Source organism: Pseudidiomarina salilacus (genome assembly GCF_047323925.1).
Classification (GTDB): Bacteria; Pseudomonadota; Gammaproteobacteria; order Enterobacterales; family Alteromonadaceae; genus Pseudidiomarina; species Pseudidiomarina salilacus.
The window spans coordinates 1,250,064-1,264,841 of sequence record NZ_CP178751.1; the positions used below are offsets into that span (position 1 = coordinate 1,250,064).

Consider the following 14,778-nt stretch of genomic DNA (forward strand, 5'->3'; position numbering starts at 1 on the left):
CCACTGGGCTTTACCCCCTAAAAAGGGCAGCCCTCCCTGCGCGCACGCAGCAACGCGAGGGAGGGCTGCCCTTTCTGCGGTATAAATTCAGCTATTTAACCACGTCCTGAGCGTTTTGACAGGTAGAGTGTGTCACGCAACATACGTGCTTCCTGGAATGTGATCACACCTTGCTCAGCAAGCGTATAGGACACCTGCTTTTCACAGTATGAAGGCCCACTGTAACGTGGTTGGAACCGACTGAAACGGGAGTACCGTTCCTCTTCTTGTGGTTCGCACGCAGCATATAAATCCATGATGGTACAACCGTTGTCCGTCGTATAGTTGTCCACTCCAGATTCTAGGCCGTCGAAGCTGACTGTCGTACGAGCGTCAGAAAACGCACAGGTATCGAGCGCGTCACCAACACCATCCATGTCAGTGTCGACATCAATATAATCGGTGATGCCATACGCAACCGTCAGCCCACCTTCTTGATTGATGACCTCATTAATCGCAAACTCAAAATTAGCAACAATCGGTCCTATAGCTGCCGTTGGATACCCAGTTCTGCTGGCAATGATGCTCTCTTCGATTTGTTGGACGATAAAGTCGACATCAAACTCTCGCGAAACAAGATCATCGCTTTTCATGCTCAAACTATAGAATTCAGGAAAACCCTGTAGGAACTGATAGAAAGTACTAGTCGACTCCAAGTTTGGCAAAGTATCGACACTAAAAAAGGTCGGAAACGGCGGTGTTACAACATCACCATTGTCATCGTAAAACTCGATTTCCATGTCGACGACGGAACCTTCGTATAGCTTAAACTCTGGAAAATCAAAAACCGCCGGTGTACCGCGCAGTTCAGTAGCCATCGCCTTAAACTTCAAGCCGTGCAGCACGGGGAAATCCGGATATTCTGCATCGATCGCAGCAGGTACAATTTCACCGGTAATAATGACTCGAGTTTCATCAACAACCTGTGCCGCAGCGCCTAAACTCACTAACCCTGTAAGCAGTCCAAAACCTAGTTTTCTAACAACGCTCATGCCTCTCTCCTCTTGGCTTTAACCCCGAAAAAGGGCTGCCCTTTCTATGAAATGTCGGACCTAGTTATAGTCACAAAGTTCGTTGCGAGCCAATATGTCAGATCGCATAGCTGGCTTAATCTGCAAGCAAAAAAGGGCTGCCCTTTCTGCGGGTTGGGCCCGACCGTAGGGAGGGCTGCCCTTTCTTTGGGTTGGGGCGTTGACATCCGCGGACGGACGAGCGATGCTAGGGGCATGATGACACAGCAACTGAGCCTCACCATTATTACAACCACAAGCCTTTCGGGCGTGTGGCGGGCTTTGTTGACTTAAATTTAAGATAAGCAAGCAAAAAACCCACAGCCCCAACAGGCTGTGGGTTTTTTTTTGCGCTTTTTACAACGGCAGCAATAACAACGGAGTATCGACATGCAGGTTTTAAAATTTGGGGGTTCGTCGCTTGGGACGCGGCGAAAGATGGAAGCGGTAGCGGCGCAATTACTAAATCGTGCCAACAGCAAGCAACTCATGGTGGTGCTGTCGGCGCCCCAAGGCATGACGAATCTGCTCGAAACCATGCTGCAACAGGCGCAACTCGGTACGCTAGAAACATCGCAACTGCAAGAGTGGCAAAGCCGCTGCTTAGCCTTGATTGCCAATGAGTCGGCCACAGCTAGGTCGCACGACAAAAACAACAAAAACAAAGACAACGACAACGACAACGACGACCACAGCATCCAGCTCAACAAAAACACCCAAGCGCAACTCGAAAGTTTCATCGCGCAGCAAACGCAAATGCTCGAGCGACAACTGCAAGGAATTGCTCTGCTCGGTGAATGTTCCAACAAAATCAAAGCTAAGCTAATGTCGATGGGCGAACTGACCAGCGTGCAAATCATGCAGGCACTGCTCAATGCCACACAGGCCACAAGCGCCCAAATCCTGCCCGCCCAGCAATGCTTATCAGCGAGCGGCGATTATCTGAACGCGCAAGTCGATATCCCTGCCTCAGCCAAAAGCCTAAAGCGCTGGCTCACCGCAGCCGCAACAACCGCACCCCAAGCCGCGAAAACCAGCACCATGCACGCCACCATCACCCTCGTGCCCGGCTACCAGGCCGCGCACGAAGACGGCGGCCTCTGCGTACTCGGTCGCAACGGCTCCGATTACTCGGCGGCGGTGCTCGCCGCGGCGCTCAAAGCCGAGTGCTGCGAAATTTGGACCGACGTCGATGGCGTCTACACTGCTGACCCTCGTACCATAAAAAGCGCACAATTAATCAAGCACCTGAGCTACGAAGAAGCCATGGAGCTGTCGCATTTTGGCGCACGCATTTTGCATCCGAAAACCATCGCGCCACTTGCTCAACACAATGTGCCGTGCCTCATCAAAAACAGCCAAAACCCACAACAGCAAGGCACGCTCATTGACACCCAAGGCGATCCACAGCTACCGATTAAAGGCCTGTCAAATCTTACACAAATGGCACTGGTCACCGTTTCCGGACCCGGCCTCAAAGGTGTTGCAGGTATCTCCGCGCGGGTGTTTTCGTGCCTCGCGCAACGCAATATCTCGATCAACCTTATCACCCAGTCATCCTCTGAGTTCAGCATCAGCTTTTGCGTCGAGCAACGTGCGTTAACGCCCACCAAGAAGGCCATTAGCAATGAGTTCGACTTGGAGCTTAAGGCAAACCTGATTAAGCCCATCGATATTCAAAAGAACATGGCCATCATCTCGCTGATCGGCGACGGTATGCGCCATCAAGTTGGCTTGGCGGCGCGCTTTTTCGCCTCGCTGGCACAAGCGCATGTGAACGTTTGTGCGATGGCACAGGATAGCAGCGAGCGCACGGTCTCCGCAGTCATCAGCGAACAACAAGCGCAAGATGCGCTCAAGGTTTGCCACGAAAACTTCTTCACCCATATGCCGAGCATCGATGTGTTCGTTGTCGGTTGCGGCACGGTTGGCGAACAGCTACTCGAACAAATCCACCGCCAACAAAGCTTTCTGCATAAACGCAACGTCAAGCTCAAAGTCTATGGCATCGCTAACAGCCAAAAACTCCTCACCAACGCCCATGGAATTGATCTAAGTCAGTGGCAGCAAGACCTCAGCAAAGCCAAACAAAGCTTCAGCAGCGACGTCCTGAAAGCCTTCGTCAAGCGCCATCATTTGGTCAACCCGGTGCTGGTCGACTGCACTAGCTCGAACGCTATCGCCGGCAGCTATCTCGACTATTTGACCAGCGGTTTTCACGTGGTGACGCCGAACAAAAAGGCCAACACCATGGCGCAAACCTACTACCAAAAGCTCAAAGACACAGCCCGTTACCGGCATCGGCGTTATCTTTATGAAACCACCGTAGGCGCTGGCTTGCCTATCATCGATGCAGTGCAAGGCTTACAAAATGCCGGCGATAAACTCACCGAATTTGGTGGCATTTTGTCGGGCTCTCTGAGCTATTTATTCGGCTTACTTGAAGAAAATCAGCCATTTTCCACCGCCATCCAGCAAGCACGCGAAAAAGGCTACACCGAGCCCGACCCGCGCGACGACCTATCTGGGCTCGATGTCGCGCGCAAATTACTGATCATGGCTCGCGAAATTGGCCTGCAACTGGAACTCGACGACATTGACATCGAACCGCTACTGCCAGCCAGCTTCCAGGCCGTCCCCAGCAACGCCGCCCCCAACAACGCCGAAAGCATCGAAGCTTTCATGGCGCGCTTGCCGGAGCTCGACCAGCACTATCAACAACGCCAACAACAAGCGGCGGCAAACGGCAAAGTGTTGCGCTATGTCGCACAAATCAAGCACAACCAGTGCCAAGTCAAAATTGCCGAACTCGCACCGGGCCACCCGCTCGCCAGCATCAAAAATGGCGAAAATGCCTTGGTCATTCAAAGCGATTATTATCAACCCATCCCGTTTGTGCTGCGCGGTTATGGCGCCGGTGCTACAGTGACCGCAGCGGGTATTTTCAGCGATATCATGCGCACCCTCGCATGGCAACAACAAGGAGCCGCCTAATGCAAAAAACCTATTACGCTCCGGCTTCTATTGGTAATTTTTCGGTGGGCTTCGATACCCTTGGACTAGCGCTGCAACCTCGCGATGGCAGCCTTCTGGGCGACCGCCTCAGCATCGAACCAGCAACAAAAGCAACCAAGACAACAGTCTCCGAGCTCAAGGTAACCGGTCGCTACGCGCACCAATTACCAGCAGATCCGCAGCAAAACCTGGTCAACAAATGCTGGCAACAGTTCCGCGCCACAGTCGCCGAGCCAAAAAACCAAGAGCCACTCCCCGAACTCAAGCTGACCCTACACAAAGAACTTCCAGTCGGCAGTGGCTTAGGCTCGAGCGCCTGCTCAATCGTCGCCACTTTATATGCCCTGAACGACTATTTCGACCAACCGTTAAGTCAGCAGCAACTGTTGCAACTGATGGCGCGACTCGAAGGCCAAACCAGCAATGCGATGCACCTCGACAATATTGCACCAGCCTATTTCGGCGGACTGCAATTAATGGCGACCGACGCGCAACGGCTCTGCCGCCAACTGCCCTGGTTCGCGCATTGGTCGGTGGTGGTCAGCTATCCAGGCACGGTGCTCAACACCGCCACGGCTCGGCAAGTCATTCCAGCTCAGCTGCCGCTGCCAACCGCCATCCAAGCCGCGCAAAACCTCGCGAGTTTCGTCCATGGCCTGCACAGTCAAGACGAAACGCTGGCACTCAGTGCTCTCGAAGATTGTCTCGCTGAGCCCTGTCGGCTACAGCTGATACCCCAGCTCACGACCCTGCGGCAACAAGCGCAACAGCTCGGCATCGCCCATCTGGGTATTTCCGGTGCCGGGCCGACCCTCTTCGCCTTATGTCGCAACGACGCACAGGCCGCGCAGGTGAAGCAATTACTCGAAACTCAGTATCAGCAAAACGCTGATGCGATGACCGTGCACTGCCGCCCTGATCCCAACGGCGCCCGACAACTCGCCGCCCACGAGCACCCTGAACCAGCAAAGGAGTCCGCCCATGTCGCTCGCTAATCTTCTCGACCCTAGTCAACGCGTCAGTTTTCTTGAAGCGGTGCAACTCGGTCTGGGTCGCAACCAAGGCCTGTTCTTTTTCGACCTGACACAACCATGGCCACAACTCGACATCGATCAGTTGTTGACCATCCCCCTTGCGCAAAGAAGCGGACACATTTTGGCGGCACTCACCGACAACGAAATCAGCCCAGCCCGCATGACCGAGCTAACCGAGCAGGCGTTTAACTTCCCAGCACCTGTGGTGCCAATCAGCGCAACCGTCAGCTGCCTCGAGCTGTTTCATGGCCCCACTTTGGCATTTAAAGACTTCGGCGCCCGCTTTATGGCCCTCGCACTGGCCGCAGCCCAAAAAGCCAGCAATCAACAAGCGAGCCAGCAAGCCACCACCATCGTCACAGCCACCTCGGGCGACACTGGCGCCGCCGTGGCGGCTGCGTTCTACCGCCAGCCCAACGTCAAAGTCGTGGTGCTCTACCCCGAAGGCAAAGTCAGTCCGTTACAAGCCAAGCTCTTCACCACCTTGAACGACAACGTACAGAGCATTGCCATCGACGGCGATTTCGACCAATGCCAGGCACTAGTCAAGCAGCTCTTTAACGACCCCGAGGCCGCCACACAACTGCAGCTCAACTCGGCAAACTCGATTAATATCAGTAGGTTATTTGCACAGGTGTGCTACTACTTCGAAGCCTGGGCACAGCTGCCCCGAGCCCAACGCGAACACACTGCCATTTGCGTACCGAGCGGCAATTTTGGCAACGTTTGCGCCGCGTTAATCGCGGTGCAGCTGGGCTTGCCAGTCAAGCGCGTCATCGCCGCCACCAACAGCAACGATACCGTGCCGCGTTACCTGCAAAATCAGCAATGGCAGCCGCAGCCAACGCAAGCCACGCTGTCGAACGCCATGGACATTAGTGCTCCGAACAATTGGCCGCGCGTTGAAGCGCTGCTCAATCACAATCCGCAGCTGAAGAACAAATTCAGCGCGGTTGCGGTCAGCGAAGCCGACACCATCAAGGCTACCCAAACGCTCTACCAGCAAGGCTATCTCAGTGAGCCGCATGCCGCGGTGGCATGGGCGGCGCTGCAGCAAACCCTGCAACCGGGAGAACACGGCTTGATTATCGGCACCGCCCATCCAGCTAAGTTCGCCGAACGCGTTGAGCAAATCATCAAAGCGCCAGTCGAACTACCTGCAGCCTTACAACAAGTGCTTGAAAAACCCGAGCTCAATCTGCGCATGAGCGCCGATTATCAGCAACTAAAAGCGCATTTATTAAAGCAATCACAAAACAAAGGTTGATTTAAAAATATCTCCGTGATAAATCTTAAAGCAGATTGATTACACAAACAGCAAATAGCTAACAGCCAACAGCGGATAGCAAACAACAAATGTTAAAAAATTCGTTCGCGATTATTATTAACCTCCTCCTCGTGCTTCTCATCAGACGCGCGGGAGCTGCTATTTGTGAAAGTTAACTAAGAAACGAACCAAGCAAAAAGAAAGCCCCGCCACTAGGTCGGGGCTTTTTTTTTAGCCCGACCTCGGCGGCCAAAAGCGCAACAGCACACAAGCGCGACAACAGCCAAAGGCACAACGAGGAAGAGCAATGACCACCGCAACAGACGATCGCATTTGGATTTTCGACACCACTTTGCGCGATGGCGAGCAAGCACTGCGCGCTAGCTTAAGCAAAAAGCAGAAAATCCAGCTCGCCGAAGCTATCAGCCGCTTAGGTGTCGACGTCATGGAGTTGGGCTTTCCAGCCTCGTCCCCCGGCGATTTCGATGCGGTGCAAGCGATTGCCAACAGCATCGACGGCCCCGTGATGTGTGGTTTGGCCCGCGCCGTGGCAAGCGACATCCACGCTTGTGGCGAAGCCTTAAAAAGCGCCGAACGCAAACGCATCCACACTTTTATCGCCAGCTCGCCCTTGCACTTGCAGTACAAATTGCGCAAAACCTTAGCCGAGGCCACCGCACAAGCCGTCGCCAGCATCCAATTGGCGCGCAACTATACCGACGATGTCGAGTTCTCCTGTGAAGACGCCGGCCGTACCCCTATCGATGATTTGTGTTACATGGTGGAACACGCCATCAGCGCCGGCGCCACCACCATCAATATTCCCGACACCGTCGGTTACACCGTACCCACCGAGTTTGCCCACATCATCAGCCAGTTGAAAAACAAAGTGCCGAACATCGATCAAGCGCGCATCAGCGTGCATTGCCACAACGATTTGGGTTTGGCAGTTGCCAATAGTTTGGCGGCCATCGCAGCAGGCGCGCGGCAAATCGAAGGTACCGTGAACGGCATCGGCGAGCGCGCGGGCAACTGCGCCTTAGAAGAAATCGCCATGATCTTGGCCACCCGCGCCGACAGCTTCAACTACCGCACCCAGATCAACGCCAAAGAAATCTACCGCACCTCGCAGTTGGTCAGCCACATCTGCAATATGCCGATTCAACCCAACAAAGCGATCGTCGGTAGCAACGCCTTCGCCCATTCCTCGGGGATCCACCAAGACGGCGTGTTAAAGGCGCAAAACACCTACGAAATCATCACCCCAGAAAGCATCGGTATGCGTGCCAATCAGTTCAATCTAACTTCGCGCAGCGGCAAGCATGTGATCAAACATCGCTTAACCGAGTTGGGTTATCGCGACCAAGATTACGACCTGCAGCAACTGTACGCTAGCTACATCAAGCTGGCCGACAAAAAAGGCCAAGTGTTCGACTACGACTTGGAGGCGTTGGTGTTCGAACAGTCGTTGCAAGAGCAAGACGACCCCTACAGCTTGAGCCAACTGACCACGCAGACCGACAGTAGCGGTCAAGCCAGTGCCACGGTGCAATTGACCTGCCACGGCCAAGCACGCAGCTACACCGCCACCGGCAATGGTCCGGTGGATGCCAGCTACAACGCCTTACAAAGCATTATTGAACAGCCGCTGGAAATCGTCAGCTACCAGTTGAGCGCGAAAGGCAGCGGCGCCGACGCCTTAGGCCAAGTGGACATCACCGCTAGCTACGCTGGGCAGCAGATCCACGGCATCGGCTTGGCCACCGACATTGTCAAAGCTTCGGCCAAAGCCTATGTGCACGTATTGAATACCGCCGCCCGCGCCGCGCAAGTGCGCGCGCTGAAACAACACTTACAGGAGCAAGCGTCATGAGCATTTATAAAATTGCGGTTTTAGCCGGCGACGGCATCGGTCCCGAGGTGATGACCGAGGCAATCAAAGTGCTTGATGCTTGTGCGCAACGCTTTCATTTTCAACCACAGTACCAAGCCGCCAAAGTTGGTGGAGCGGCCATTGACGCCTATGGCGAAGCCTTACCAGCGGCAACCTTGCAAGCCTGTGAACAAAGCGATGCGATTTTATTCGGTTCGGTCGGCGGCCCCAAGTGGACTCATTTACCCACAGAACAACAACCCGAACGCGCAGCCTTGTTAAAACTGCGCCAGCATTTTGACTTGTTCTGTAACATCCGCCCGGCGCGCTGGTATGCCGGTTTTGAACACTTAAGCCCGTTAAAGCCGCAAACCACCGCCAAAGGTATGGATATCGTTTGCTTTCGCGAGTTAACCAGCGGCATCTACTTTGGCGCCAAAGAGCGCAACGAGCATCGCGCCAGCGATACCCAAACCTATCAGCGCGACGAAATTCGTCGCATCGCAATCAAAGCCTTCCAAACTGCGGTGCACCGCCGCGGCAAAGTCACCAGCATCGACAAAGCCAACGTCATGGCTTCTGGTGTGTTATGGCGCGAAGTGGTTAGTGAAGTGGCCCAGCAGTTTCCGCAAGTCCAGCTTGAGCATATGTACGTCGATAACGCAGCGATGCAGTTGATCCGTGACCCCAGCCAGTTCGACGTGCTGCTGTGCGACAACTTATTCGGTGACATTTTATCCGACGAACTCGCCGCGATTGCCGGCTCCTTAGGACTGTTGCCATCAGCCAGTATCAACGCCAGTCGCTTTGGCTTATATGAGCCAGCTGGCGGCAGTGCTCCCGACATTGCCGGGCAAGGCAGCGCCAATCCGATCGCGCAAATCTTAAGTGCCGCCTTAATGCTGCGGTATAGCTTTGCCAATGAAGCGGCCGCCTGCGCCATCGAAACTGGCGTCGCACACGCACTGAAACAGCAGCAAGTCACCGCCGATTTAACTTCAACCAATCCCGTATCCACCGCGCGCGTTGGCGACGCCGTCGCGCAATTTATCAGTGAGGAAGTAGCAGCATGGGCATGACCTTATACGAAAAAATCTATGACCAACATCAAGTGGCACAGTTGAACGACAGCACTGACCTGCTCTACATCGACTTTCACTTTATTCACGAAGTCACCTCACCGCAGGCGTTTTCCGGGCTAAAACAAGCAGGACGCACGGTACGCAATCCAGTCGCCACTTTGGCGACCATGGACCACAATATTTCGACGCAAAATCGCCGCATTGACGGCGCTGGAGAGGTTTCCAAACAGCAACTGACGGCCTTACACCAGCATTGCCGTGAGTTTCAGATCCCGTTGATCGATATCACCCACCGCGACCAGGGCATTGTGCACGTGATCGGCCCCGAGCAAGGGATTACCCAACCCGGCATGACCATTGTTTGTGGTGATTCGCACACCTCGACCCATGGTGCTTTTGGTGCTTTGGCCTTTGGTATCGGCACCAGTGAAGTGGAGCACGTGTTGGCGACGCAAACCTTGCCACAGCAACGGGCGAAAAACATGAAAGTGCAAATTGACGGGCAACTGCCGATGGGGGTCACTGCCAAAGACGTGATCTTGGCGGTGATTGGTCGTATTGGCACCGCCGGTGGCAGTGGCTACGTGGTCGAGTATTGCGGCAGCGCCATCGAATCCATGGACATGGAAGAGCGCATGACGGTGTGCAACATGACCATTGAAATGGGTGCCAAAGCCGGCCTTATCGCCCCAGATGAAGTGACCTTCAGCTACTTGCAGGGGCGCCCACGCGCGCCAAGCGGCGACCAATGGCAGCGCGCCTTAGCACGCTGGAAGACGCTAAAATCTGATGCCGATGCGGTGTTTGATAAAACCGTGCACATTGACGCCAGCAGTATTCGCCCACAAATCACTTGGGGCACCTCGCCGGAGCAAGTCATGGCGGTTACCGAGCGGGTGCCAGATCCGGCCAACTTCCCTGCCACTGAGCAACAACGCAGCGTCGCCAAAGCATTGGAATACATGGGCTTAACTCCCGGCAGCTTGTTGCAAGACTACCCGGTCGACGTGGTGTTTATCGGCTCTTGCACCAACAGCCGCCTAGTTGATTTGCGCCAAGCCGCCGCCGTGGTCAAAGGTGGACGGGTCGCGCCACACGTTCGTGCGTTAGTAGTACCTGGATCAGCGCAAGTAAAACGCGAAGCCGAAGCTGAAGGCTTAGCCGATGTCTTCCGTGCCGCTGGCTTTGAATGGCGCGAGCCCGGCTGTTCCATGTGCTTGGCGATGAACGACGACATCGTGCCAGCGGGCCAACGCTGCGTCTCTACTAGTAATCGTAACTTTGAAGGCCGCCAAGGACGTTTGGCGCGCACCCACTTAGCCAGTCCTGCAGTGGCCGCCAGCGCCGCGATTCACGGCTATTTATCTACCAACCCATTAGTCAGCGGAGAGGGCTTAATATGAGCCAACAACAGTACTTTCACCAAGGCAGCGCCTGTGCGTTGCCAATTGATAACGTCGACACCGACCAAATCATTCCAAAGCAGTTTTTAACTGGTATTTCGCGCGACGGCTTTGGCGAGGCACTCTTTTACGACTGGCGCTACCTTGACGATGGTGCACCAAACCCCGAATTTGTGCTAAATCAACCGCAATTCCAAGGCGTCAGCATTCTCGTTGCGGGCCATAATTTCGGTTGCGGATCGAGCCGTGAACACGCGCCTTGGGCGCTTGCTCAGTTCGGCTTTAAAGTGGTGGCTGCCAGTAGCTTCGCCGATATTTTCTACCGCAATTGCATCAACAATAAGTTGTTGCCGGCACAGGTCAGCGAGACCGATCTAAAGCGTCTGACCGCTGCCTGTGAACAACGCGCCGAACCAATAAAGGTCGATTTAGAACAACAGCAATTAGTGCTCAGTAACGGTGACACGATTCCGTTCAACATCGCTGGCAGCGATCGTGATCAGCTATTAGATGATTGTGATTTTATCGGGGTGGCGGAGCAGCACTTGGACGCCATCGATCGTTACGAGAACGATCGGGCGACCACCGTACCTTGGTTTATGCCGTTTTCTTTTACGGTATGAGCTTTTACGGTATGAGCCTTATCAGCATGCGCTAAAAAGAACTGGTAGCTTGGCTGCGCCGTGACATCCACAAACGGGTAGCCAAGCTGCTGTAACATGTGCTGCAGCTCGCTAGCGCTGGCGGTCGCTGCAGCTACGCCACCAAAACCCACCAATACATCGCCATAGGCGGCGCCATGATTACGATAGTGAAACAAACTAATATTGGCACTATCGCCAAGCGCCTGTAGAAAGTCACTGAGTGCTTGCGGATGCTCAGGAAAAGTCACCTGAAACAGGCGTTCCTGCAGCGGCTGCCGTGGCCGCCCACCGACCATATGCCGAATATGCTGCTTCGCTAGTTCATCTTGCGACAAATCGACAAAGGCGTAGCCTGCCTGTGCCAACAGCTGCTTGACTTCATTCAGCTCGTGCAAGCCATCGGTAAGCTTCAACCCGACAAAGATCTGGGCTTGCTGATCATCGGCGTAACGGTAGTTAAACTCGGTGATCACGCGGCCATTAAGCACCTCGCAGAAGCGCCGAAAGCTGCCCACTCGTTCGGCAATGGTCACCGCCAACAAGGCTTCGCGTAACTCGCCAATTTCACTACGTTCGACAATGTAACGCAGCCGATCAAAATTCAAATTAGCGCCACTCAGGACCGTCGCCAAGCGCAAGCCTGGCTTCACCTCAGCGCGGCGGGCATAAACTTTTAACCCTGCCAACGCTAACGCACCAGCAGGCTCGGCAATGGCACGGGCATCGTCGAAAATATCTTTCACCGCCGCACAAATCTCGTCAGACGACACCGTAATCACTTCATCGCAGAGAGCCGCAGCCACGGTAAACGGCAAAGTGCCGACCTGCTTCACCGCAGTACCGTCGGCAAATAGGCCAACTTGCTTGAGTTTCAACGGGTAGCGTGCCGCCAAAGCCGCGGTCAACGAGGCCGCATCGGCGGGCTCCACCCCAATCACTTTAATCTCTGGGCAAATGCTTTTGATATAAGCCGCCATACCGGCCAATAAACCACCGCCACCGACTGGAACAAACACCGCATCAAAATGTTGCTGGGCAAGCATTTCTTTGGCCACAGTGCCCTGCCCGGCAATCACTGCATCGTCATCAAATGGCGGCACATAGCTCAGCTTGCGTTCAGCAGCTAACTGGTGGGCAAAGTCACTGGCACTGTCAAAATCAACGCCGTGCAAAATCACCTCAGCGCCTCTATCGCGCACTGCACTCACTTTAATCTCCGCAGTGGTGACCGGCATCACCACCACCGCATGCAGCCCAAGCTGTTTGGCTGAGTACGCCACGCCTTGGGCATGGTTGCCAGCCGAGGCACAAATCACCCCTTGCACGCCCTGTTGCTGCAGTTGGTGTAACTTATTAAAGGCGCCACGTAGCTTAAATGAGTAAATCGGCTGCTGGTCTTCGCGTTTCAACAGCACTTGGTGCTGTAACCGTTTGCTGAGCTTGGGCATTTGCTGCAGCGGCGTTTCGACCGCCGCTTGGTAGACCGGCGCCAGCAAAATTTGCCGTAAGTAATGGGCTTTCATCGCCTCCACTGAGGTAAACTCGCTCATCGCGCACCGCCTGCCAGCGCCGCCGGCAACACCCGTACTGCACCTTTGTCAGCACTGCTAGCAAAGGCAGCATAGGCGCGCAATGCGGTGCTAACGGCGCGCTGCCGAGGTTGCGGTTGCCACCCTGCAGCGCCTTGCGTTTGCATGGCGGCGCGGCGGGCCGCCAGTTCTTGATCCGGCACTTGTAGTGTCAACGCGCGTTGGCGAATATCGATCGCAATCCTATCGCCGTCTTCGACCAAGCCAATCACACCACCAGCTGCCGCTTCAGGAGAGACATGGCCAATCGACAAGCCCGAAGTACCGCCGGAGAAACGACCATCGGTGATCAGCGCACACTGGCTATCAAGCCCCATCGATTTCAAATAACTGGTCGGATACAGCATTTCTTGCATGCCCGGGCCTCCGGCGGGGCCTTCATAGCGAATCACCACCACATCGCCCGCTTTAACCACGCCACCGAGAATGCCGTCGACCGCCGCATCTTGACTATCAAACACCCGCGCTGGGCCACTAAATTTCAGCATCTCTTCACGTACCGCGGCGGTTTTCACCACGCAGCCATCGGTCGCCAAATTGCCCTGCAATACAGCGAGGCCGCCTTCAGTTGAGTAAGCATGCTCACCAGCACGAATGCAGCCCTGTTCACGATCCACATCAACACTCGGATAGTAACAATCTTGCGAGAATGCTTGGGTAGTGCGAATCCCTGCTGGTCCAGCGCGATAAAACCGCTGTACTGCTGGAGCCGAAGTGCGGCGCACGTCCCATGCAGCTAACCAATCGTGCAAAGAAGCAAAGGCAATATGGGCGACGTCGTCGTGCAACAAGCCGATGCGCTCCAATTCACCTAGAATCGCCACAACGCCACCGGCGCGATGCACATCTTCCATATGGTACTGCGGTGTCGCTGGAGCCACTTTGCAAAGATTCGGCACGCGTCGCGAGAGCGCGTCGATATCAGCCATGGCAAAGTCAACTTCGCCCTCATAGGCGCCTGCCAGTAAATGCAAAATAGTATTGGTCGAGCCGCCCATGGCAATATCCAGCATCATGGCATTCTCAAACGCATGGCGATTAGCGATGCTGCGCGGCAAGGCGCTCACATCGTCTTGCTGATAATACTGCCGACATAAATCCATGACGGTTTTACCGGCATCCACGAACAATTGGCGGCGCAGCTGATGGGTTGCCAATAACGAACCATTGCCCGGTAGCGCCAAGCCCAAAGCTTCAAGTAAGCAGTTCATCGAATTTGCGGTGAACATCCCCGAGCAAGAGCCGCAGGTCGGACAGGCACTTTGTTCAATCGCTTCGCTGTCAGCGTCGGACACCTTAGGGTCGCCGCCAGCGACCATAGCGTCGACCAAATCGAGCTTGATAATTTGCTCCGACAACTTGGTCTTACCCGCTTCCATCGGACCACCCGAGACAAACACCACCGGAATGTTCAGTCGCATCGCCGCCATAAACATACCGGGCGTGATTTTGTCGCAGTTCGAGATACACACCATGGCATCGGCACAATGGGCATTCACCACATACTCCACCGAGTCGGCAATCAAGTCGCGCGACGGCAGGCTATACAGCATGCCGTCGTGCCCCATGGCAATGCCATCATCGACCGCGATACTGTTGAATTCCTTGGCAATACCGCCGTTAGCGACGATGCTTTGCGCGACAATTTGTCCGACTTCACGCAAATGCACATGACCCGGGACAAATTCGCTGAAGGAGTTGACCACCGCTACTATCGGCTTGCCAAAATCGGTGTCTTTGACGCCGGTGGCGCGCCACAACGCTCGTGCACCGGCGCGATTACGACCTTGCGTGACTGTTGCTGAACGTAATTTGGGCATCA

General features: G+C 54.8%; 10 protein-coding genes. 7 read left to right on the forward strand and 3 right to left on the reverse strand.

All coding sequences use genetic code 11. From position 1 onward, the window contains the following. Positions 1–95: 95 nt before the first annotated feature. Complete coding sequence (locus ACJ8W9_RS06010; RefSeq protein ID WP_411360622.1) at positions 96–1,031, reverse strand: thrombospondin type 3 repeat-containing protein; 936 nt, start codon at positions 1,029–1,031, stop codon at positions 96–98. A gap of 408 nt (positions 1,032–1,439) precedes the next feature. Between ACJ8W9_RS06010 and thrA the strand changes: the two genes are divergently transcribed. From thrA to leuD, 7 genes are all read left to right on the forward strand, one after another. After that, positions 1,440–4,043, forward strand: coding sequence for a bifunctional aspartate kinase/homoserine dehydrogenase I (gene thrA, locus ACJ8W9_RS06015; protein WP_411360623.1), 2,604 nt, complete (start codon positions 1,440–1,442; stop codon positions 4,041–4,043). After that, on the forward strand, positions 4,043–5,059 hold the full coding sequence (gene thrB / locus ACJ8W9_RS06020) for a homoserine kinase (RefSeq protein WP_411360624.1): 1,017 nt from the start codon (positions 4,043–4,045) through the stop codon (positions 5,057–5,059). Before thrA ends, thrB begins: the two co-directional genes overlap by 1 nt. After that, positions 5,046–6,365 (forward strand): threonine synthase, encoded by a 1,320-nt coding sequence (gene thrC, locus ACJ8W9_RS06025; RefSeq protein WP_411360625.1) that lies wholly within the window; start codon positions 5,046–5,048, stop codon positions 6,363–6,365. Before thrB ends, thrC begins: the two co-directional genes overlap by 14 nt. Before the next feature lie 307 nt (positions 6,366–6,672). Continuing rightward, positions 6,673–8,238 carry a 2-isopropylmalate synthase gene (gene leuA / locus ACJ8W9_RS06030; RefSeq protein ID WP_411358961.1) on the forward strand — a complete coding sequence of 522 codons (1,566 nt, stop codon included), beginning with the start codon at positions 6,673–6,675 and terminating at the stop codon, positions 8,236–8,238. Next, positions 8,235–9,317: a 3-isopropylmalate dehydrogenase gene (gene leuB, locus ACJ8W9_RS06035; RefSeq protein WP_411360626.1), complete on the forward strand. Its 1,083-nt coding sequence runs from the start codon at positions 8,235–8,237 to the stop codon at positions 9,315–9,317. The genes leuA and leuB overlap by 4 nt, the downstream gene beginning before the upstream one ends. After that, the gene (gene leuC / locus ACJ8W9_RS06040; protein ID WP_411358963.1) at positions 9,308–10,723 is read left to right on the forward strand and encodes a 3-isopropylmalate dehydratase large subunit; all 1,416 of its coding nucleotides are present in this window, start codon (positions 9,308–9,310) and stop codon (positions 10,721–10,723) included. The genes leuB and leuC overlap by 10 nt, the downstream gene beginning before the upstream one ends. Then, a complete protein-coding gene (leuD, locus tag ACJ8W9_RS06045) occupies positions 10,720–11,346 on the forward strand; it encodes a 3-isopropylmalate dehydratase small subunit (RefSeq protein WP_411360627.1) in 627 nt (208 codons plus the stop codon). Before leuC ends, leuD begins: the two co-directional genes overlap by 4 nt. Here the strand turns inward: leuD and ilvA are convergent. Continuing rightward, positions 11,286–12,917: a threonine ammonia-lyase, biosynthetic gene (gene ilvA, locus ACJ8W9_RS06050; protein ID WP_411360628.1), complete on the reverse strand. Its 1,632-nt coding sequence runs from the start codon at positions 12,915–12,917 to the stop codon at positions 11,286–11,288. The two genes, leuD and ilvA, sit on opposite strands and share 61 nt — an antisense overlap. Continuing rightward, a complete protein-coding gene (gene ilvD, locus ACJ8W9_RS06055) occupies positions 12,914–14,776 on the reverse strand; it encodes a dihydroxy-acid dehydratase (protein WP_411360942.1) in 1,863 nt (620 codons plus the stop codon). Before ilvD ends, ilvA begins: the two co-directional genes overlap by 4 nt. Positions 14,777–14,778: the final 2 nt, after the last annotated feature.